This is a genomic window from Rossellomorea sp. QJM3NY_18, assembly GCF_056173145.1.
Map to the genome: position 1 here is coordinate 3,253,056 of NZ_CM149659.1, position 19,965 is coordinate 3,273,020.

Below are 19,965 nucleotides of genomic sequence, written 5' to 3' on the forward strand. Positions count from 1 at the left end.
CTTTTACAAGTATAAAAGAACCTACTCAAAATACTAATTATTTTGAAAGGTATCAGTATTATTTTATCTATCACAAATGAAAACAGTCCCAATGTGCATCAGAATAACTGTTCATTTTCCATTTTTTAAATCGATTACATTCAGTTTGATTAAATTAATATATGTTTAGATATCAATTCTTTTTTCATTTTACTATTACATATTAAAATCCCGTATACTTTTAAAGAATTTAAGGTTTTTTTTGCAAGTTCAAAAGAAATCTCTCTACTAAAGACCATTGTACCTATAAGAATGACATTAACTTTCTTGTTATTTCTCACTAAATTTTCTAACTTTCTTTTTGTCAGGTAAGAGATGCCCATAGCAAAATTTAATTCAGTATAAGGAATTTGTGATTGGAGATATTTTTCTATCAAGTCACGATAAAAATCTTCATGTTTATTATTATATTTTTCATGCACAATATTATTGAGGCTTTTTTTAGTCTGTAAATCCACATTCACTTTAATTAGTGGGCCAAAGGCTTTTTTATCTTCTTCAATTCCACATACACTTAAAGCACCAAATGTTGAGCCATGATATGCTTTTTCTAAAGAAACAAACCCTGTTTTGAATTTATATCCTTGATTGTAATAATATTGTCTCGACATTTTTAGTGCCGTATCTACTGCTTCTGAACCACTAGAAGTAAAGAAGGAATGTTCATATCCTGTTATTTCATAGAGTTTTGTGGCTAATTTAATTGCGGGCTCATTTGAGAAGCAAGCATTAGATGCAAATGGTAGAACTTCAAACTGTTTTTGAATTGATGCGATTATAGATTGATTACTATATCCCAAACAAACATTCCAAAGACCAGAGGATAAGTCAAGATAATGTTTTCCCTTATTATCTATCAAAGTATTATCATATGAATCTACAAAAACCGTTCCACCCCAGTCATTAATAAATGAGTCCATATCTGTCCAGGAAAGCCAAGACGAATGTAAATTGTATTTTTCCTCTTGTCCAATATTCATTTCTATAAACTCCTTAAAACTGTTATAGCATTATATCCTGAAGGATCAAAGTCAACGACTAATGAAGTGAATATCTCTTCTGGTTTTTCCCCACCCAAATTTAACATCTCATAATTTTCGTTCTTGTGAAAATTCCTTAATGGACTGACTTCATTTGAATGTAAAGAATAACCTCCATCCGCAATTGATAATAATGTGCTTGCCGCATTAAGCTCACCTGTGATTGATTTTAGTGAAGTAATATAGGGCGATGATTTCTTGTTGCATTTATTAACCATTTCTTGATAAATGCTTAATTCAATGTCATCATAGTAATCTGACCGTGCATTTGAAGAAATATAATCAATATTGTCCCACTCTATTTTCGAAGTTTCCAAAGCATTTACTAAGGTGTTCAGCATAATATTTTTTGAAATCTGTTTGTCCAAACTATAAGAACAAGACACATTATCTATATAACAAATAGGATTACCACCCCTATTAATACAATGTTCCTCGCTTTCAATTATTAAGGATACAGACCCTTCACCTAAAATCAGTCCGCTTTTACTACTATCAAATGGGCTTGAAAATTCTTCATTATTCCCTTTATTAGCCAAATAGCCTAAATGATTATATGTTTTGTACAATGTCGGAAAAATCAAGTCTACTCCACCTACTATGCAAACATCCAACATGTTCATTTCAATGTTGTCTATTGCATAGCTTAAAGCTTGTAAACCTGAATTCCCTGCACCATTTATAGTTGTACTCACACCTTTTGCATTATATTGGATACTTACTTGCCCTGTAGCCTGGTTGAGTACAGTGTTTGGAAATAGTAAAGGACTTGCAGCTTCTACTCCGTTCTCATTGATATCATCATGGAATTTTTCTGTTACGCTAAATGATCCAAATGATGTCCCAGTAATATTTCCAAATCTTCTTTGGGTAACCTTACTTACATCTAGATCTGCGTCCTCAATAGCAAACTGAGTGCTTAGAAGCAGATACTTTGTTAAATTATCCATTCTCCTTTGCTTATTCTTTGGTATGGATAGACTTTGATTTACAAGTTGTTTATCTACAATTCCAACCTTTGAAGGATAACACTCTCCTTTATCAAATGAAAAAAGAGATTCTGTTTCTCTTATTTTCTTTAATATGTCCCTTGTTCCTACCATGTTATCACCTGGAGTGACAATACCGATACCAGAGAGTACACATCTACCGCCCATCATCAAACATCCCCCATCTTTTCAAATGCTAACGATACGGAGTGACCCCCAAAAGCAAAAGAATTACTAATTGCAAAATCGACATTTTTACTTAAAGCCTCATTGGGACAATAAAACAGATCGCATTCTGAATCTTGATGCTCATACCCAATAGTAGGAGGTATTACGTTATTCTTAATAGCTAAAATGGTTATGATGGCCTCTAAGGCTCCTGCAGCTCCAAGGGTATGCCCATGCATAGACTTGGTTGAACTCACGGGAATTGAATATGCATCAGAACCAAAAAGATTTTTTATGGCTAAAGTTTCCATCTTGTCATTTAATAATGTTCCGGTCCCATGTGCATTGATATAATCAACAGATTTTAAACTTTTTTTTGATTTTTTTACTGCTTCTTCCATTACAAATTGAGCAGTTACTCCACTCGGATCAGGACTTGTTGCATGGTAAGCATCATTTCCAATACCATAACCGGAGAATCTAACCATATTTTTTGCTCCTCTTTCAATTGCAGACTCCTCCGCTTCTAATACAAGGAATGCTGCAGCTTCTCCAATCGATATTCCTGATCTATTTTTATCGAATGGGCGACAATAATCCTTTGCGAGAGATTTTAATGCGGAGAAACCTAAAAAGGAAGTTCTACTTAATAAATCAAATCCTCCACAAATCACTCGTTTACATTTTCCAGTCTCGATTAGGTTATATCCATAAGCTAATGAGTTGGCACTAGCTGCACATGCTGTCACCATTGTTGAGTTTGGTCCAGAAATGTTGTACCTTCTTGCTAAAAATTTCGATACATTATTCCATAATACTTCAAGAGGTAATAATTCTTTTTGATTAATATCTTTCCCCTCTAGCCTATCTTTCCATTTAAAGAAGCTTTCATTTCCACCTAAAGAAGTTCCAATTACGATTCCTGTTGATAAATCATCTTTCTCAATAATTAGTTCACTTGATTTTATAGCCTCATCCATTGCTACAAGAGATATTTGAATAGATTTTTCGAACATTTTACTTAATGGAATTACCTGTTTTATCTTCTCGATTTCTATCTGCGCTCCATTTAATGTACTGAATCCAGAAGTATCAATGTTCTTTAGTCTACTTATTCCCCGATTACCTACTAAAATATTTGACCATAATTCCTCGATATTACTTCCTAATGAAGATACTTGCCCTAACCCTGTGATTACAACACTCATAATATAATCCCACCTAGATTATCTATTCTGAAACGCTACTAGACATTTCTAATTCTCCGACATGTTGTGTAAAGCTGTCTTTTGAATCTCTTATTGAAAAAACAATTAAACCTATAATATTTAATACACCTAGAAATACCATTGGTGCATAAATAAAACCAGTGAACTCTCCGACTGCACCAAAAATCATAACGACGGCAAGTGATAAAATCGCTATAAACATACGATTCATACTCAATACCCTTGCCTGCATTTCAGAAGTTGTCCTCTTAATTCTTACGGTCTTTAATATGGACAAAGGTACAACTAAAAACCCTAAAATGCTACCAAAAACGGCACTTAACATAAGTGGAGTATGCGCAACCGTTAACGAGAACAACGCCAGAGAAATGAGAATACTAAATATCCATAGTACTGTTAAGTTATGTTTTTTTATTACATTTGTCAGAACTACACCTACAGCAATTCCAATGCCAAGCCCATAAAGTAAAAATGAACTTTCTATAAATTGCTTATCGACTTGTGCCCAATAATAGATAATTAAACTGGAAGAGACAGTATGAATTGTCCCTAGAATTGTATACAACAACAAATTATTCTTTTGATATGTAGATGACTTCATGTATCTAATTCCTTCTTTTAACTCTTCCCACGTGCTTATCTTTTCCCCTTCATGTTTTACCACCTTTTTATTTGGCAATAATAGTGATAATAATACATTCAATAGAAAAACACTTGCCATTAGCAAAAAAATAAACTGTGGTCTAATATTATCAAAACCAAAATAAAGGAATACGATCCCAGAAATTGTTCCCAACATTACGAGGCCACTTGAAACGGAAACATATCTACTCATATTTTCTTCAGAAATAATAAGCTTAATAAATGCCTCAGAAGTAATACTAATCATCAAATTTAGCAAGGTCACCACCAAATCTACAATTAGTACAATTAGAAAAAAGTAGGCAGACGAAACAAATTGTCCAGGAATCCAAGCTATGATAAACATGATTAAATTTGCTGTTATTAGAATGAACTTACTTGATTTCCTATCAATAAATGCTCCTAATAATAAAGTTACACATATTAATGCGATAGATCCTAAATTCGCTATAACACTATTTTTAAAAATACTGTTACTATTTAATTGCATAAAATATAGAATCGCAAGGGCATAAGTTGAAGATACTAACCCATCAGTGAAATTAATTAGCAATAATATATTCCCATACCTTTTCTTCATCTCTAAATCCCAACCATTCTCATTCTTGATAAAATATCCTTTGTTAAACATTCATCATTCAAAAGAGCAAGTCAGCGTTTTCTGTAGATAGACAGACAAATTGGGTATGGAAGACTTCTTCATACCCAATTTGTCTGGTTTTTTGATGTACTGATAATATCAATTGCTTTCTAAGTCCCTTGATGAATTATCATAATTTTGTAATAACGATATCCACTGAAACTTCTTCTTTTTTTACTGCTTTCATTATTTTCACCTCCTCTAAATAAGGTTCATATTTGAAACAAGCGGTAGTATAGATCTAGTAATTCGGAACTAATTTCTACCATTCTTCCTTCAAATGAAACACTTAAAGAAATAACTTACAACCATATAATATCATTTTTCTAAATATATCCAAATTTGTTAAATTAATTATTTTATCTATTTTAATCCAAAAAAGTAATGAATAAGGTCAATTTCTTTAATATTCTATATATATATTCTTTTAGGAATATTTCAATTATTTTTTATAAAAAACGATAATTACGGGACAATTAATGCAAGCGAAAGGACAATATGCCTATGAAATCATTAATAAACCTGTAAATTCCTCATATTAAATATCTAATATGAACTGCCTTTTGTTCTATATAGGTGTTTTCTCATATTCCCTTGCCAATCTTTCTTTGTTTAAATCTAATGAACTAAAAGATGAGACTGGGAGAATAGTGTTTTAGCCAAAGAAAAATCCTAACGATCTTCGAAATTCCGTAATGAAACTCGAATTCGTTCGGATTTTTTTATATAACATATTTTTATATAACATATAATGTGTACTTTTACTGGTTCAAGCTGTTGAACGGAGCGCAAGGCTAAGACTTCTACGGGAAATGCGGAATATGTGAGACCCCGCAGGAGAGGCACTGATTTGGAATTTCTGTAACAAAAAGTAAATTAGGGTTATATTGAAGTTTTTGATGGGCATAAAAAAAGCCCCCTTGGTACGATAGAGAGTGTCATACATGACCTCGAAGTAAGTATCGAAGGGAGACGATTTTACACAAAATGAACGCCTTAAGCAAATCAATGAACAGACACTTATTATAGGGATGGATATTGCCAGACATTGATGAGGGGGGAATCGCCTTATCCAAGCGCTTAGTTTTCCCTCAAACAAAATAGAAACATTTGAATGTTGGGATAGCTAAAGAAGAAGCCTTATTTCGCTTTATGTCGTAAACTGGTTAAAAAAATTTTTTAAAGGGAACACAAACGCTCCAAATACTTTCATTATTTAATTTGACCGGAAGCCTGCCCCTTATTATTGTAAATAGGAATTGATAATACTTAATGCTCGGTTATCATTAACATGAGCATAATGTCCACCATTTAGATTTTTAAAAATAATATTGGGATTCTTTATTCGATTAACTTGACGATGTAATTTTTTTTGAAATTTAATTGGTTTGTCCTTACGATTCCCGTATAAAACAAGACAGGGTGTTTTAATTCGGTTTAACGTTTTTGGTAAATTCCAACGATATAATGCCAAGAGAAGACTAAGGCCTTTTGAAGAAGCCTCTTGTTGATTTTTCATTGCATTCCTGATGAATTCATTGTCTTCAAATCCAAAACTCTTGATTTTTTCTTTTATTTCTTCTTGAGAGATCTGTTCTGTATTAGTACTATTGTTTTTTTCTTCTCCTAAAAATCTTTGTCCAAAAATCCTATGTAACATACTTATCATCGGAAGGAAGTACCCTACTGAACCAAACATATCAACCGGAAACCTTTCAATTCTAGCAAAACCAATATCAAGTAAAATCATCTTTACTACTTTTTCAGGATAATAATAAGCAAAAGACATTCCGATACCTCCACCTAGAGAATGACCAATTATTGTAACTTTATCTATTTTTTTCTCTTCTAAATACTCATTTAACCAGTTAGCTGCATCATTCATTTTCACTATACCATCAAGCCCATCACTCCTACCAATTCCAGGCAAGTCCAGCATATGAATCATATATTCATCTACTAATAATTCTGCTATGGGCATTCCGAAATTACCTGCCCAACCCGTACCAGGTAAAAATATAGCTGTTTTTTCTCCCTGTCCACATACTTCTGCAAAATGTTTCACAATCAAATTCCCCCTAGTTATTCTTCATTTGGAGCCGTACTACACGCTCGGTACATTTAAGTATTATAATTATTATTCAAAATTTCCACTGTTATGTTAAGTGCCATTAATCTTATTCTTAATTAAGTAACTCAATAATTCCAGATACAATTTTACTTAATCGTTAATACTCTGTTTTCTTCATGCTAGCTTCAACTGAGTGTAAACCGTCCATTGATTTCCTATGTTCTTCTAGTAAACTATCCACACCATTTATAGATTAACTTCAATAAAAATCCTGACAATCCTTCCTAGTAGTTCTTTCAAATTGGTCGCTCTCCTTGAATGCAACTCAATTTGGGGTAGAAGGTCCTTTTCACGCTTTATATGTTAATATAAATCAAAATTTTTTTAAGACCTAGTGGCTGTCTCACTAATTTTGTTACATGACCCAATGGGCATCCGCTAGTATTTTTGCAATGTGACTAGATGCCATGTCGTTTCATTCTGCCAGCTTCCTTTCCACTTCGTCTCTTGTCGGCATTCCGCCCTGTGCCCCGAATCCGGTAACCGAAAGCGATGCGGCGCGGTTTGCGAATCGGAGACTTTCTTCCATTGATTGTCCTTCAGCCACGGCTGTTCCGAATGCGGCATTGAAGGTATCGCCTGCCCCTGTCGTATCAACGACCTCGACCTTGAAGGAAGGAACGAGAATTTCTTTTATTCCATTATGGTAGCGGACTCCCGCTGCTCCTTCGGTTATGATGACTTTGTCGGGATATTGTTTCAGCGCTTCCGACGGCTTCATTCCGTTAAAAAGGACATCTGCTTCGTGTTCATTCGGTGTCAGGTAGCTGACACCATCGATAACTTTTTGTGAAATCTTTCGTGCCGGAGCCGGGTTTAGTAGCAATGGTACTTCAATCTTGTTGCAAAGGTCTGCCACATACTCGACTGTTTCCTCCGGGATTTCCTGCTGAATCATGAGGAGATCGCAGGTTTTGAGGAAATCGGCTGTTTTCTCCACGTACTCTGGTGTCACAAGGTCATTGGCTCCTTTTACGACGACAATGCTGTTATCCCCTTCAGCAAGGATGATATGAGCGGTGCCGGATTTCTCACCTGTAACCGGTTCCACATAGTTCGTATGAACACCGTTGCTCTTAAAGTTTCCCAAGATTTCTTTGCCGTACGGATCATCGCCGACGCATCCGATCATGTAAACCTCAGCCCCAAGCCTTGCTGCTGCGACGGCCTGGTTGGCTCCTTTTCCGCCGGGTACCGTGTCAAAGCTGTCGCCAAGCACTGTTTTCCCTGCTCCGGGGCGTTTCGCTGATGTCACCACCAGATCCATGGATGAACTGCCGATCACGGCAATCTTCGCTTTTTTCATCTTCCTTCATCCCTTTCGTGTTGTGTTTCGCTGTATGAGTTCAACGGGAAGCTGAACCGTTGTATCGATGTCTTTTTCTTTTTTTATCAATTTCATCAGAAGTGCAGCGGCCTGCCTGCCCATTTCGTATGCCGGCTGCCTGATCGTGGAGAGCGCCGGATACGAAAGGCTGCTCTGAGGGATGTCATCGTAACCGATGATCTGTACGTCTTCAGGTATCTTCTTCCCGAGCCGGAGTGCCTCATGGAGAATCGCAATCCCGACAATATCATTGCTCGCGATGACCCCGTCCGTATCAGGATAGGTGGCGAACAGTTCCTCTGCCCAGCCCTTTGCTTCTTCAAAGGAGAACGAAGTCGTGGACATCACGGTGAAATCGACGTCTGTCCCGCTTAAGTACTCGACGGCTCCACGGAATCGGTCCTGTGCCGGCTTCACGTGGGCCGGCCCCTTCATGACGGTGATCCGCTTCGTTCCTTTTTCAACTAAGGTCTTTGCCGCCAGGCGTCCTCCTTTGCGGCCGTCCGCATAGACAGCAGGATAGTTGTCCGTGGTTCGGTCAAGGAGGACGAGTGGGAGATTCAATTCACTATACAGCTGATCATGCTCCACATGATTGGTTGCTGAGATCATGCCGACGACATTGTTCTGAACGAAGGTCTGGATATAATCCAGCTCCTTCTGGATGTTCTCGTCACTGTTTCCAAGGAGGAGCCTGAACCCTGCCTCGCTCACTTCATCCTCGACCCCTCTTGCCAACTGCGGGAAGTATGGGTTCGTGATATCCGGAAGCAGCAGCCCGACCAGTCTCGACTCCCGTTTATAAAGGGAGCGGGCCACCTCATTCGGGCTGTAATTCAGCTTCTCGATCGCCCCCAGCACTTTCTTCCTCGTCTCGGCTCCTACATAGCCGTTATCATTCAGCACCCGGGAGACCGTCGCCACCGACACCCCCGCTTCACTCGCCACATCCTTGATTGTTGCCACGCTTGTCACTTCCTGTTCGCTTGGTTGGTTATTATGTAACCGGTTACATATAAGGTAACATATGTTTGTAATCGTTTGCAATAGTTTTGTTTGTTTTGTCCTCTTATTAGGTTTATTGAATGTTGCCTGTCTCAAAAAAAACCACCTCCGATATCAACCTATATTACAGAATTTACTAATAATATATCATTTGTTCCTTTATACTTATTTTAAGGGGTGAAACAATGAAAAAAGGTTGGATTTCAATGGTCGGTGGATTTATTTCAGGCTTGATTATCGCTTTCTTTACCCTCGAATATGATGGCTGGAAATACATTACGGTCAGTGGTAACGGAGAAGTAGAACAAGTCATTCATGAGCTTGATTTTAACCTGATCACAAACACTTTTCTTCTGATGATCGCCTGTGGAATTATCATGTATTCGATATTATCCATGATTGAAAAGAAGAAGTCTAAAGATTAAGGGGACCCAAAGGTTTTTTTATTATTTCTAAAAGATCAACCATGTTCTTGATAAGAGGTATATCCTAACGGGAAACTTAATTCTATTGGGTTTCATCTAATTCAAAAGGGGGCGTTATGATCAAGTATTGTTTTTATATAATAATGGTTGCCTTACTTCTTGTCGGATGTTTTGATGATTCAAGGGATTCAATAGTTTTTGAGAAGCTAGAAGTATCACAGGATGAAGCTGTTCCAGAGTTCACTCTACTAAGCAAGGAAGAGATGGACAATACAACAATGCGATACACTGAGGTCGAGATAGCAGAGGTGGGTGAAGAAGCTGCTAGACTGTATGTTGCAGATAGTTTTTCTGGGTTGAATGACCACTTTTCTTCAGGATTGGTAGACGTTATCGACAATGAGGGTAATAAGTATCGTGCAATATATATAGGTGAGTATTATGAAGAAAATTTCGGTGCGGAAAACAAGTATGAAAAAGAAGTTTTAGAGTTGTATCGTTCAAGGAAAAAGGCAAAGGAAGATGATATGCCGTACATCGAGTTCAAAGAAATTGATTAGAATTTAAGTTATTCCATTATCGGGGCAGGATAGTGAAAAAGCAATAAGAGAAAAATTCATAAAATAATATACTTATAAAGAGGGGGAGATAACATGATTTTAGAAGATAAAAAGAGACCAGATATGGTTTTGGAGAAGGCTATTAAGAAGATCAATATTCAGAGTGAGTACAAGACTTTTGTAGATGAGTATACAGCTAGCTTGCTTTCAGAATTCAATGGGAAGATTCACAGTATTTATATATGTGGCTCAATTCCTAAAGGTACTGCTAAGCCATTTGAGTCTGATGCAGATTTTACAATAGTATGTGAAAGACCCGAAGATATAGATTATGATAGAGTATCATGTCTGAAGGACCAGATTTTACTAAAATATCGATTCGTAACTAAGATTGATACGGTTATTTGTTCACTGGATGATGTAAGAAGTAAGCCCAATGAATGGGGATTTTGGATCAAGATAATCTGTGTTTGTATACATGGTACTGATATTGGCGAAGAAGTACCGCCTATTCTTATTTCACCTGAGTTCATATTAGACTTGAATTCAGACACTCAAGAGGCAGTGGAGCGCGTTCGCGGATTTCTATCTAATGCCAATGATGATACACTGAAATCTAGATATACCAAAGGTTACTCTAAGAAATTAATTCGTGCATTATACTCTTTGGTTTTAGCAGATACAGGGGTTTGGCAAGATGACATCACTAAGATGAAGAGTGCGATATCAAATTATTGCACTATTGATTCAGCTTTAGTGGACTATCTGTATGCGTGTTACATGGATAGTAATGTAGATGTTGAAGAATTTCTGGGGATTGCAGAAGAAGTATATAGTTATATTGAGAAGGCTTTAACTGCATTGGCTGCTTCCAGAACTACTCCTTCAGAAATATAATTTTTTCGTGCATACTCGCTAATATGTCGCAAATAACTTATATTCCAAAACAAAGAGACTCGTCAATAGACGAATCTCTTTATTGCTGCCAGTTTAAGTGTCAAAAAGAGTGACACTATACTTATGTACGAGCACCTCGAATCGGTACCCTTTAGACAGTTCCCTTTAGTTTTTATAGATAATCCAAAAACACCCCCGGATGATCCGTCATCACAACCTTACCATCCGCTTTTTTCACTAACTGCAATTCTTCCATTTCTCTACAAAAACTAAAAAGAGAAATTGAGCTTTTCAGTACCTTCATCTATTTATTGAATCCATTAACTGAAAGAAGTATTGGGGTTGATGAGTCTTATTCAGGTGATACCATGAATGTAATGTCTCCGGCGTAAACACATCAATTTTTTTCAGTACCTCCATCGCAAATTCCAGAGGAGCTATTCCTGATGCCGTAATTAAATTCCCATCAGCTACCGCTGGTCCCGACTCATAGAACTCTTCTCCTTTATAGTTAGGACATACGATTTTAGTATATTCCAAGTTATTACTTGTATGCTTTCTGGTATCTAAGTACCCCATATTTGCGAGGCCCTCAACTGCACCACAGATGGCAGCCACAATCGTGCCAAGCTCTAAAGCGTGGCTAATTCTCTCCAAGATCGGTTGATGAATTTCTTCATTCCAAGTAGTCCCTCCCGGTAAAATCAAAAGATCTTTGCTCTCAAGAGTACATTCATCAACCGAAATATCCGGTTTTATGCACAGTCCTCCCATCGTCGTAATCATTTCTTTAGTAGCTCCTACTGTCATGACTTTTATAGGTGCTGCATCTTTTTTGAAATATCTTCCTGAGTTTAATTCAGCCATTAAATATCCATATTCCCAGTCGGACATTGTATCAAATACATAGAGAAAAGCTTTTGTTGTTTGCATCCAATCACACTCCAATCACCATTGATATAGCCATTATAATAAAACTTCCCTGACAGCTAGCGTCAGGGAAGTTCTCATACTTGATGAAATTCTATTAATTCCGCCAAAACTTCAATAATTCTTTTCTTAAGACTGATTGGCTCAATCACTTTAATCGAGGTATTGTACGGTAAAAGTAAATAAGGTACATAGGTATGTATCACATCTTTTTCAAGAAGAAAGACGGCTTTATTGGACGACCGTACTTGTAAATAATGCCCTAAAAACCAATGTTGGCAAATATCATCCAATGCACTTTTTCCCCCATTAAGAACCAAAGAAATAATTCCTTCCTTATCTTCTATCGTTGGAAGAAGGCTTTTCACGAAAAAGTCACGTGCTGAAAAGTTCTCCGGCCGGATAAACGTATTTTCGGTTAGCACCAAACTTTCCATTCGATCCACTCTAAAACTACGGATATCATTTCGAAGATGACAAAACCCAATCACATACCACTTGTTATTCCAATAAATCATTCTGTACGGATCGACCAATCTTTCACTTAACGGCTGTTCGCCACTTTTATGATAAAGAATGTTGACTGAGTACCCGTCAGCTACGGCCTGCTCCAAATCTTTCAAAAAAGGTTCCATAGGGTGTGAACGTAATCGACTTATGACTTCAAGACTCGATACATGTTGGTTGAACTTTGTTTCCTGCTCTTGATTGGAGTGGTGACTTAGTTTAGATATGGCCCTATCGAGTGCTTCCCCTCCATAATATCCGGCTTCCTCTGCAAACACAGCCGCATGAAATAGTGAAGTTTGCTCCTCAAAATCAAAAAAAAGCGGAGCCTCAACAAAATGGTTCAATAAAGAGTATCCACCGTTATGTCCTGGTTCTGAAACGATCGGTACGCCACTTGTAGAAATGGTATCAATATAACGATACACCGTCCTTATATTCATCTCTAGCTTTTCTGAAATTTGCTGTGCCGTCACTTTTTTACCTGAACGAAGCATCCAGAGAATGGCTAGCATATTGTCAATTTTGGGCATATGATTCCACCTCTATATAATGAGTAAACATCTTACAATAAAGAATATATCATTTTAATTAATCCTCTTATGCCATTAAGTGAACCTTGAATGATCAGGGAAAAAACGCTAAAGATTTGCTTCCCGATAGATCTTAAGCTATAGCCCACGTGTTATATTACGATTTCCATTCGTGTTCCAAAACACTGTATAGTAATGAATCTCGCCAACCATCTTTCATTAACAAACCTTCACGCATTCTACCTTCTTTGGTCATTCCAACTTTCTCCAAAACTCTTGATGAACCTATGTTCCTTGGGTCACAGGTTGCATATATACGATGAAGTTTATGTTCTCCAAATCCAAAATCAATTAATAGCGTTGCAACTTCTGTGGCTATCCCTTTTCCCCAATAATCTGGATTAACAATATAGCCAATTTCTCCAACTTTATTAGTAAAGTCCCTTATATTAAACTCTCCAGCTCCAATCAAAATTCCATCATATATTATTGCAAAAATAAACCTTGTTCTTGGGTTTTCTGTAGAGTCTTTTATCGCTTGATTTACAAAATCCTGCGAATCTTTTTCTGTATTTGGTCCCCAAGGTTGATATTGACAAACTATATCTTTTGATGCGTATGTATGTACATCCATCCAATCACTCGTAGTAAATTCCCTTAACCATAACCTTTCATTTGAGAGACTACTATTACTGTTTTGAATTATAATCCCCTCCACCTATCCTTTTTTTACTAAACTGCCCTATAGCTTATATAAGAATTTAAATAGGAAGTACTAACCTGCCTCAATAATCGAATAAGAGCAGTAGTTGGACCAATGAACACATCTTCAATTATTGCCCCGCTACTTTAAGAATTCTTAATTAAAGCCGTAGTTACTGCTTCAATCGCATGAATAACGGTTGTATCAAACAATGGAACTTCTGAATCATCCGGTTTAATTAACAATCCGATTTCTGTACACCCCAAGATGATCCCTTCAGCTCCTCTATCCACTAATTTTTGAATAACACCTTTATAATACTCCTTAGATGATTGTTCCATTTTCCCTAAACACAACTCTTCAAAGATAACTTTATTGATGTTGTTTCTTTCTTCTTGATCTGGAACCAACACGTTAATTCCGTTAGATTGAATCCTTGATTTATAAAAATCCTGCTCCATTGTATAGGTAGTCCCAAGTAAGCCAACCGTTTTCATATCGGCCCTTTGAATTTCTTTTGCTGTTGCTTCCGCAATATGTAATACCGGAATGTTGATCCGCGCCTCAACATGATCGAGGACTTTATGCATCGTATTTGTACAAATCACTATGAATTCTGCACCTGCTTTTTCTAAAGATGAGGCAACTTCTCCTAATGCTCTACCCGCATTTTCCCAATCACCTTCAGCTTGATAGCGTTCAATCTCCTCAAAGTCAACGCTGTATAATAGACACTTTGCCGAATGTAAACCTCCTAATCTTTCTTTTACTTCTTCGTTGATTACTTTGTAATACTTTACTGAGGATTCCCAACTCATCCCACCTATAAGACCAATCGTTTTCATCACTTTGTCCCCCCTGGATTTCATACCTCTTCTATGTATTTAGAAAAAAAGTATTGCAAGATAAGTATTGATTAATGCCGAAATATTTAAATTATCCTGAATATTGAAACTGTTCCTTCTACAAAACTGCCCTCTAGCTGAGGATGCTAACATTTGGTTACTTAAGAGGGCAGCTGTTTAAAATCACTCGGAATTTTAACGAGAAGATAATTTTTAGTCCACATCTGTGTGGTCGCAATTAAACTATTATCATCCTTTTCAAAGAATAGACCAGCACCATCTTTATCTTTAAATTCCCATCCATTTGAAACAATCAATTTCTTTATATTTTCATCAGCAATTGATATACCTTTATCCTCACTACTTGTGATATACCAAATAAAATCCCCTTCCACTGCAATTTCAGCTATCTTACTATCCGATTCTTTTAGGTTATCAATTGCTTGGTTTGCTGATAAATTTTCTATTGGAAGAGAGGGATAATATGGTTTATTTACAAATATGAACACACCAATAATAACTATTACAATACCTAGAATAAGTCCAATCTTTTTCATCTGATCACCCCTTTATTAGTTTTTTAATCAAGATATTTCTATAAAATCCGTTCTTCAACAAAACTGCCCCTTTACTTGAACAAAGGGCGGCTGCGTGTTAAGCGAACTCCCTTATAGTTGAAGAATAATTACTTGTTTTCTACATCCTCTATACGTTTTTCTAAGTTATTTATCCTTTCATTAGTGGAGTTTTTCATTCGATTGGACACCATTTTAAACAACGAAACAAAGAATAAAACTAAGACAAAAGCGCCAAGTAAATATCCGATAATGATTTCCATATAATCATCCTTCATATCTTTATTCCATAATATATCTTGCTTCTTTACTTGAAGAAAGGGGCGTTTTTCAGCAAATGCTCCTGTTAGTTTAAGAGTAAATCATTACAATCTTTAATAAAAGCAAGTGTCTTCTCAAATAATTTTGGCTGAGTCTCGAAATAGGTTAGGTTTAATGGGAGGTTCTCAAATAGTTTTACTTCGTCAATTTCCGATACAGGTAATTGACCAGTTCCCTGTATTCTCGCGAAGAATAACCTCCCAAAAATTTTTTGACCGGAATTATTCATTGAGTAATCGCAAATGGGAAGTAAATCAGCTTTCTTGCTCCCTGTTTCTTCAAATAACTCTCTTTTAGCTGTCTCATCAATTGTTTCTCCTGATTCTCTATGCCCACCAGGAATTTCCCAAGTGTTTCGGTCCTTGTGCTTAACATAAACCCACTTATCTTTATAAATTGCACTTATTACAGCAAATTTTAATTCTTTATCATTTACTGATCCTATATTATAGAATTCAATTTTCATTATCACACCTCATATTATAGTTAATCCTTGTTAGACTAAACTGCCCAATAATGGAAGAAGACAATTGGCTAGATCAGTTGACTGATCTTCAGTTATTGCCCCTATAATTTATTATTAGATTCTTTTTTCTTCTTTATAGAAGTCGCTACAATAATATTCACCAATACACCCAACCCAAGGAAACCTGAGAAATAAATACTTAATATGCCTGCTCCAAAACCTTTATCTATTACATCTAGGGTAGCAAGTAAAAAAGGCAAGAAAAACGCTAAAATGGCTAAGAATATTACCGTAAGTGTTGGTATAAATCTTTTTTGGTAGCTAATTTTTATCGTCCAATAAACAAAAGCTACCACTATAAATAACGGAAAAATAAATCCTGCCAAAAAATTTAAGACTGATGTATTCAAATAATTCCTCCTCTGACGGTGTACTTTCACTTGATTTCAACCCAGTTCTCCACCTTTTTGAATTAGACATAAGGCAAGAGCATTAAGTTTCGCTTTATTCAAGTAACCTGCCCAATAATTGAATAACATTAAAAGGGCACCCTTTGTACCTTAATTGGCAAGGGTTCATTAAAATCTTTTATTTCTTATTGAATAAAGGGATGAGAACCTGTCTAGCGCTGTTTCCCAATCCACATATTTATTTTCTTTTATTGCATAAAGCAAGTTATGAAAAATCCGTTGTAATCCATAGAAAGACTGTACTCTGTTAAAGATGGACTCTTTGTCTTTAACCTGATAAAAAGATAGAACTTTATTTGTAAAATCAGGACCGAAAGACCAGTATAGCCCGGCAAAGTCAAATGCAGGGTCTCCTATTTGTGCATCTGTAAAATCGATGATACCACTTACAAGTCCTTTGTCCTTTTGAAAAAGAATATTTGCTATTGTCAAGTCTCCGTGGATCAATACCTTTTTGCGGTTAAGAAAATAGAATTATTAAAGAAGTTCTTAAAGAGGTTATTAATTTCTGTTTTTTGAGGCTGTTTTAGGTATGGATAAACTAAAGTCTCTACAGAGTTATATAAGTCTTCCCAATATTCCTTGGTATGGATCGGTACTATCTTTGTATCCTTTAATTTTGATAAGTCAATACTATGTAGTTTTGTAAGGAAGTCCCCTATAATTTCTGCATTTTGTGGTTTTAATGTATTAATAACTTCTAAGTCACTTAAAGATTCGCCATCTAGATATTCATATCTCACACCTCTAAATACTCCATCTAAGTAAACACATTCATATTTAGGAATTTGAACCAAAGGGTCTTTAACTGCAACTGGCTCATCAAAGCCACCTCATCTTTAACCTTTGCTGCTATTCCTTTCGACTTCGGAAACCTAAAAACAATATTATTATTCAGAATGAGAATGTCATTATCCCATCCATTGATATTTGTCTGTACTTCATTTATCTGGATATCCGGATGTGTCCTTTTTACGATATCTATTAATTGATTTACCTTCATTTGTTGCAAGCCTCCAAAATACATTTCATTATTCCAATTATTTCAAAATAGAGCAGCATACTCAAGGGAAATTCAAACAAAAAAAGAAGCTCACCCATATTCCGGATAAGCCCCCGTTAACTTAACAATGGATGAAAATGAATCATAAACTTTTTGCTATTTGAACGATCTCCTTAATTATAGAATCAACTTCCTTATTATTTCTAATCACAAATAAATAATCAGCTTCCCCTTCTTCTGGGTCCACAACATCCTTATTCATAGAACCATTCTGTTGACTAACAAGCACTTCCTCAAAGTTAGAGTAACTCCCCCTTAGTATATTGGCACTTCGTTGACTTTTAGTTACTCTTTCACGAAGAACTTCATCAGGAATATCAAAATGAACCAAGATACTTACAAACGCATCCCTATCATATATTTCTTCGAGCAAATATTTTCTCCCTTTTCTAGTACGATTAGCACTACTAGCAATAATATGAAAATCCGTGTGTTCTTTAGCATAATCAATAATTACCTTTGATATAGAATGCTTTAGAACGTTAGGTCCTTGCTTTGGTAATAGATTTTTATAATATGTATTTAAAAATTCAGCATTATTATCTTGGTCCATTATAAAAGAATTTATAAAAGAATTGTTTAACTTACTTTCTAAAGCTTTTGCGAATGTAGTTTTTCCACTATGGGTTTTACCTACTGTGATAATAACTAACCTTTTCATAATTCCTCCTAAAATTAAATTACTTTTAGTTGAATTTATCCTAAGTTTGACGAACACCAAAGTATACAAGTTTCGAATATTCCGTTAACCTGCCCTTTACTTGAAAAATGGGTTTATAACAAGAACCAACTAACAATACTTAACCCTACGAGAATAAGGCCAATTGTTTTTTTGTAAAATTGAAGAATGTATCCTGCTAACAATAGTAAAATCGCACCCCATTTAAAATTATAGTAATCCCTAATATTTTCAGCGATATAACCCATCCAAGTAGCAAAAACCAAGAATAGTATTAGAAAAGGAATTAGTATATTTATTCCTACTCTCAAGACACTCATCAAATCCCTCCTCTTTCCTTTTTTCTATAAAAACCTTTTACTAATTAGACGAAGCCGAATTATTTAAGTTTCGATTTATTCAACTAGCCTGCCCTTTAATTGAATAAATAAGCCATTGCCGTTAATCTGTTTATTTTTTATATAACACTTCAATCGTACTATGATAATGTGGCTCACCGTGACCTATATCCAGCATGAAAGTCTCAGATGCCTTAATCTTTTTATATCCGTTAAAATAATGCTCTAATTCATTCTGTGTGAAAAAGTGAATATAGGTATCTGACTTGGGCCGATAAAATGTATACTCACTATTCTTTTGAGCACTTCTTAGATTCTTACTGTAACTTGGATCATTCACATCAAAGACATTGATATAAATAAGGCCCCCTGGAATTAATCCTTTTTTGGCTATCTTAATGATTTCTTTTATCTCTTCATCATTAAAAAAATTGAGGACATTTGCAAGAATGATTAAAGAATATGTATTTTCTTCAATTTGAAAGCTCGTTATATCCCTTACTTCTGCTTTGATTGTTACTCCTATTTCTTTAGCGGCAGTTAATGCGCGCTTGATTGCTGTTTCTGAAATATCAATACCTACAACTTCAAACCCTTTATTGGCAAAGTAGAGAGCATTCCTTCCTTCACCAATTCCTAGGTCTAAGACCTTTCCTTCTTTTACTAAAGCAGTGTAATCAACCAATGTTTGTATTGGCCTCAATCCCCATAAGTTATCTTTTATCTGATCATATTGTCTTTCCCATATTCCTTTATTTCCTTCCATGATCGTCTCACCTTTCAAATCTCATTTCTTAATTGCTCCGATCAACGTCTCTAACTTAAACGTTTCTTTTAAATCCTGATTGTTAATCCAGTCTAAGAAATGATTGATACCCTCTATACCATCAACCAAGACAGCTCGGTATATAAATACAGACGGATAGTTCAATCCCAATCTTACAAGGTGTTCCTTGATATCTAAAATTGATTTACGACTTTTATCTGTTATCCTTTTATTCATAAACTCGACCAAGTCCCTAGATAGTGGACCGGTATGGTTAGAAGGAAAAAGCCACATGTCTACATTCCAGAGGGTTCCTTCAGTATTATCTGGATAACGATAAGCTAATTTAGAATATAAACCTTTAAATGGAGAGTTCATGTAGTTATGAAACTTAACCTCTACCACACCCCTATGAGTAGCTAATTTTCCGAGTACTTTAAATACGTTTTGGGGACAGGGTATGTCACAGAAAGTCTCTATATCAATATCATGATTTACCATAAGGTTATAAGCTGTAGCTCCAACCAGATGGACTTCACCAACTTCTCCCCATTTTTCAATAAGGTCTAATTCGTTTAATATCTCAAGTGCAATCTTTTTTCTTTGAATGGATCGATGAATGATTTCTTCCATAATTATAAAACCCTCTTTATAAAATTGTTGTAATTTTGCAAATC

24 protein-coding genes are annotated in these 19,965 nt (G+C 35.7%); 3 read left to right on the forward strand and 21 right to left on the reverse strand.

Going from position 1 to position 19,965, the window contains the following annotated elements; all coding sequences use genetic code 11:
* Positions 1-149: 149 nt before the first annotated feature.
* The 7 genes from AC0VXY_RS16820 to AC0VXY_RS16850 all read right to left on the reverse strand — a co-directional run bounded on the left by AC0VXY_RS16820 (position 150) and on the right by AC0VXY_RS16850 (position 9,171).
* Positions 150-1,019: an aminotransferase class III-fold pyridoxal phosphate-dependent enzyme gene (locus AC0VXY_RS16820; protein WP_475525947.1), complete on the reverse strand. Its 870-nt coding sequence runs from the start codon at positions 1,017-1,019 to the stop codon at positions 150-152.
* 2 nt (positions 1,020-1,021) lie between these two features.
* On the reverse strand, positions 1,022-2,239 hold the full coding sequence (locus AC0VXY_RS16825) for a beta-ketoacyl synthase N-terminal-like domain-containing protein (protein WP_435989743.1): 1,218 nt from the start codon (positions 2,237-2,239) through the stop codon (positions 1,022-1,024).
* A complete protein-coding gene (locus AC0VXY_RS16830) occupies positions 2,239-3,444 on the reverse strand; it encodes a beta-ketoacyl-[acyl-carrier-protein] synthase family protein (RefSeq protein ID WP_435989742.1) in 1,206 nt (401 codons plus the stop codon). The genes AC0VXY_RS16825 and AC0VXY_RS16830 overlap by 1 nt, the downstream gene beginning before the upstream one ends.
* 22 nt (positions 3,445-3,466) lie before the next feature.
* Positions 3,467-4,738 (reverse strand): MFS transporter, encoded by a 1,272-nt coding sequence (locus AC0VXY_RS16835; RefSeq protein WP_475525948.1) that lies wholly within the window; start codon positions 4,736-4,738, stop codon positions 3,467-3,469.
* 1,252 nt (positions 4,739-5,990) lie between these two features.
* Positions 5,991-6,812, reverse strand: a complete 822-nt coding sequence (locus AC0VXY_RS16840) for an alpha/beta fold hydrolase (protein WP_435989740.1) — start codon at positions 6,810-6,812, stop codon at positions 5,991-5,993.
* Between the two features lie 481 nt (positions 6,813-7,293).
* Positions 7,294-8,184, reverse strand: a complete 891-nt coding sequence (gene rbsK, locus AC0VXY_RS16845; RefSeq protein WP_435989739.1) for a ribokinase — start codon at positions 8,182-8,184, stop codon at positions 7,294-7,296.
* Between the two features lie 6 nt (positions 8,185-8,190).
* The gene (locus AC0VXY_RS16850; RefSeq protein ID WP_435994421.1) at positions 8,191-9,171 is read right to left on the reverse strand and encodes a LacI family DNA-binding transcriptional regulator; all 981 of its coding nucleotides are present in this window, start codon (positions 9,169-9,171) and stop codon (positions 8,191-8,193) included.
* A 224-nt stretch (positions 9,172-9,395) separates the two neighbouring features.
* Between AC0VXY_RS16850 and AC0VXY_RS16855 the strand changes: the two genes are divergently transcribed.
* The 3 genes from AC0VXY_RS16855 (at position 9,396) to AC0VXY_RS16865 (ending at position 11,092) form a co-directional block, all read left to right on the forward strand.
* Entirely contained in the window at positions 9,396-9,635 is a 240-nt protein-coding gene (locus AC0VXY_RS16855) for a hypothetical protein (protein WP_435989738.1), read from the forward strand.
* Positions 9,636-9,778: 143 nt separating this feature from the next.
* On the forward strand, positions 9,779-10,195 hold the full coding sequence (locus AC0VXY_RS16860) for a hypothetical protein (protein WP_475525949.1): 417 nt from the start codon (positions 9,779-9,781) through the stop codon (positions 10,193-10,195).
* A gap of 123 nt (positions 10,196-10,318) precedes the next feature.
* The gene (locus tag AC0VXY_RS16865) at positions 10,319-11,092 is read left to right on the forward strand and encodes a nucleotidyltransferase domain-containing protein (protein WP_435994419.1); all 774 of its coding nucleotides are present in this window, start codon (positions 10,319-10,321) and stop codon (positions 11,090-11,092) included.
* Positions 11,093-11,392: 300 nt separating this feature from the next.
* On the opposite strand, the gene AC0VXY_RS16870 is transcribed toward AC0VXY_RS16865, so the two are convergent.
* The 14 genes from AC0VXY_RS16870 to AC0VXY_RS16935 form a co-directional block, all read right to left on the reverse strand.
* Positions 11,393-12,025 carry a type 1 glutamine amidotransferase family protein gene (locus AC0VXY_RS16870; RefSeq protein ID WP_435989736.1) on the reverse strand — a complete coding sequence of 211 codons (633 nt, stop codon included), beginning with the start codon at positions 12,023-12,025 and terminating at the stop codon, positions 11,393-11,395.
* A 74-nt stretch (positions 12,026-12,099) separates the two neighbouring features.
* Positions 12,100-13,062, reverse strand: coding sequence for a helix-turn-helix transcriptional regulator (locus AC0VXY_RS16875; protein WP_435989735.1), 963 nt, complete (start codon positions 13,060-13,062; stop codon positions 12,100-12,102).
* A gap of 157 nt (positions 13,063-13,219) precedes the next feature.
* Positions 13,220-13,765 (reverse strand): GNAT family N-acetyltransferase, encoded by a 546-nt coding sequence (locus AC0VXY_RS16880; RefSeq protein ID WP_435994417.1) that lies wholly within the window; start codon positions 13,763-13,765, stop codon positions 13,220-13,222.
* Positions 13,766-13,911: 146 nt separating this feature from the next.
* Complete coding sequence (locus AC0VXY_RS16885; protein ID WP_475525950.1) at positions 13,912-14,610, reverse strand: aspartate/glutamate racemase family protein; 699 nt, start codon at positions 14,608-14,610, stop codon at positions 13,912-13,914.
* Positions 14,611-14,771: 161 nt separating this feature from the next.
* Positions 14,772-15,167, reverse strand: coding sequence for a hypothetical protein (locus tag AC0VXY_RS16890; protein WP_435989733.1), 396 nt, complete (start codon positions 15,165-15,167; stop codon positions 14,772-14,774).
* A 364-nt stretch (positions 15,168-15,531) separates the two neighbouring features.
* Positions 15,532-15,972, reverse strand: coding sequence for an NUDIX hydrolase (locus AC0VXY_RS16895; protein ID WP_435989732.1), 441 nt, complete (start codon positions 15,970-15,972; stop codon positions 15,532-15,534).
* Positions 15,973-16,073: 101 nt separating this feature from the next.
* A complete protein-coding gene (locus AC0VXY_RS16900; protein ID WP_435989731.1) occupies positions 16,074-16,382 on the reverse strand; it encodes a hypothetical protein in 309 nt (102 codons plus the stop codon).
* Between the two features lie 168 nt (positions 16,383-16,550).
* Positions 16,551-16,874: a phosphotransferase gene (locus tag AC0VXY_RS16905; RefSeq protein WP_475525951.1), complete on the reverse strand. Its 324-nt coding sequence runs from the start codon at positions 16,872-16,874 to the stop codon at positions 16,551-16,553.
* Between the two features lie 11 nt (positions 16,875-16,885).
* Complete coding sequence (locus tag AC0VXY_RS16910) at positions 16,886-17,185, reverse strand: hypothetical protein (protein WP_475525952.1); 300 nt, start codon at positions 17,183-17,185, stop codon at positions 16,886-16,888.
* Positions 17,186-17,202: 17 nt separating this feature from the next.
* Positions 17,203-17,445: a hypothetical protein gene (locus tag AC0VXY_RS16915; RefSeq protein ID WP_475525953.1), complete on the reverse strand. Its 243-nt coding sequence runs from the start codon at positions 17,443-17,445 to the stop codon at positions 17,203-17,205.
* A 142-nt stretch (positions 17,446-17,587) separates the two neighbouring features.
* A complete protein-coding gene (locus AC0VXY_RS16920) occupies positions 17,588-18,166 on the reverse strand; it encodes an AAA family ATPase (RefSeq protein WP_475525954.1) in 579 nt (192 codons plus the stop codon).
* 113 nt (positions 18,167-18,279) lie between these two features.
* On the reverse strand, positions 18,280-18,504 hold the full coding sequence (locus tag AC0VXY_RS16925; RefSeq protein ID WP_435989729.1) for a hypothetical protein: 225 nt from the start codon (positions 18,502-18,504) through the stop codon (positions 18,280-18,282).
* Positions 18,505-18,634: 130 nt separating this feature from the next.
* Positions 18,635-19,288, reverse strand: a complete 654-nt coding sequence (locus AC0VXY_RS16930) for a class I SAM-dependent methyltransferase (RefSeq protein ID WP_475525955.1) — start codon at positions 19,286-19,288, stop codon at positions 18,635-18,637.
* Between the two features lie 21 nt (positions 19,289-19,309).
* Complete coding sequence (locus AC0VXY_RS16935) at positions 19,310-19,921, reverse strand: hypothetical protein (RefSeq protein WP_475525956.1); 612 nt, start codon at positions 19,919-19,921, stop codon at positions 19,310-19,312.
* Positions 19,922-19,965 lie beyond the last annotated feature (44 nt).

What these genes read in the sequence shown, in the direction of transcription:
- AC0VXY_RS16820 (WP_475525947.1), bottom strand. Translation starts at nt 1,019, where the DNA reads ATGAATATTGGACAAGAGGAAAAATACAATTTACATTCGTCTTGGCTT.
- AC0VXY_RS16825 (WP_435989743.1), bottom strand. Translation starts at nt 2,239, where the DNA reads ATGATGGGCGGTAGATGTGTACTCTCTGGTATCGGTATTGTCACTCCA.
- AC0VXY_RS16830 (WP_435989742.1), bottom strand. Translation starts at nt 3,444, where the DNA reads ATGAGTGTTGTAATCACAGGGTTAGGGCAAGTATCTTCATTAGGAAGT.
- AC0VXY_RS16835 (WP_475525948.1), bottom strand. Translation starts at nt 4,738, where the DNA reads ATGTTTAACAAAGGATATTTTATCAAGAATGAGAATGGTTGGGATTTA.
- rbsK (WP_435989739.1), bottom strand. Translation starts at nt 8,184, where the DNA reads ATGAAAAAAGCGAAGATTGCCGTGATCGGCAGTTCATCCATGGATCTG.
- AC0VXY_RS16855 (WP_435989738.1), top strand. Translation starts at nt 9,396, where the DNA reads ATGAAAAAAGGTTGGATTTCAATGGTCGGTGGATTTATTTCAGGCTTG.
- AC0VXY_RS16860 (WP_475525949.1), top strand. Translation starts at nt 9,779, where the DNA reads ATGGTTGCCTTACTTCTTGTCGGATGTTTTGATGATTCAAGGGATTCA.
- AC0VXY_RS16865 (WP_435994419.1), top strand. Translation starts at nt 10,319, where the DNA reads ATGGTTTTGGAGAAGGCTATTAAGAAGATCAATATTCAGAGTGAGTAC.
- AC0VXY_RS16870 (WP_435989736.1), bottom strand. Translation starts at nt 12,025, where the DNA reads ATGCAAACAACAAAAGCTTTTCTCTATGTATTTGATACAATGTCCGAC.
- AC0VXY_RS16875 (WP_435989735.1), bottom strand. Translation starts at nt 13,062, where the DNA reads ATGCCCAAAATTGACAATATGCTAGCCATTCTCTGGATGCTTCGTTCA.
- AC0VXY_RS16885 (WP_475525950.1), bottom strand. Translation starts at nt 14,610, where the DNA reads ATGAAAACGATTGGTCTTATAGGTGGGATGAGTTGGGAATCCTCAGTA.
- AC0VXY_RS16890 (WP_435989733.1), bottom strand. Translation starts at nt 15,167, where the DNA reads ATGAAAAAGATTGGACTTATTCTAGGTATTGTAATAGTTATTATTGGT.
- AC0VXY_RS16895 (WP_435989732.1), bottom strand. Translation starts at nt 15,972, where the DNA reads ATGAAAATTGAATTCTATAATATAGGATCAGTAAATGATAAAGAATTA.
- AC0VXY_RS16915 (WP_475525953.1), bottom strand. Translation starts at nt 17,445, where the DNA reads ATGAAGGTAAATCAATTAATAGATATCGTAAAAAGGACACATCCGGAT.
- AC0VXY_RS16920 (WP_475525954.1), bottom strand. Translation starts at nt 18,166, where the DNA reads ATGAAAAGGTTAGTTATTATCACAGTAGGTAAAACCCATAGTGGAAAA.
- AC0VXY_RS16925 (WP_435989729.1), bottom strand. Translation starts at nt 18,504, where the DNA reads ATGAGTGTCTTGAGAGTAGGAATAAATATACTAATTCCTTTTCTAATA.
- AC0VXY_RS16930 (WP_475525955.1), bottom strand. Translation starts at nt 19,288, where the DNA reads ATGGAAGGAAATAAAGGAATATGGGAAAGACAATATGATCAGATAAAA.
- AC0VXY_RS16935 (WP_475525956.1), bottom strand. Translation starts at nt 19,921, where the DNA reads ATGGAAGAAATCATTCATCGATCCATTCAAAGAAAAAAGATTGCACTT.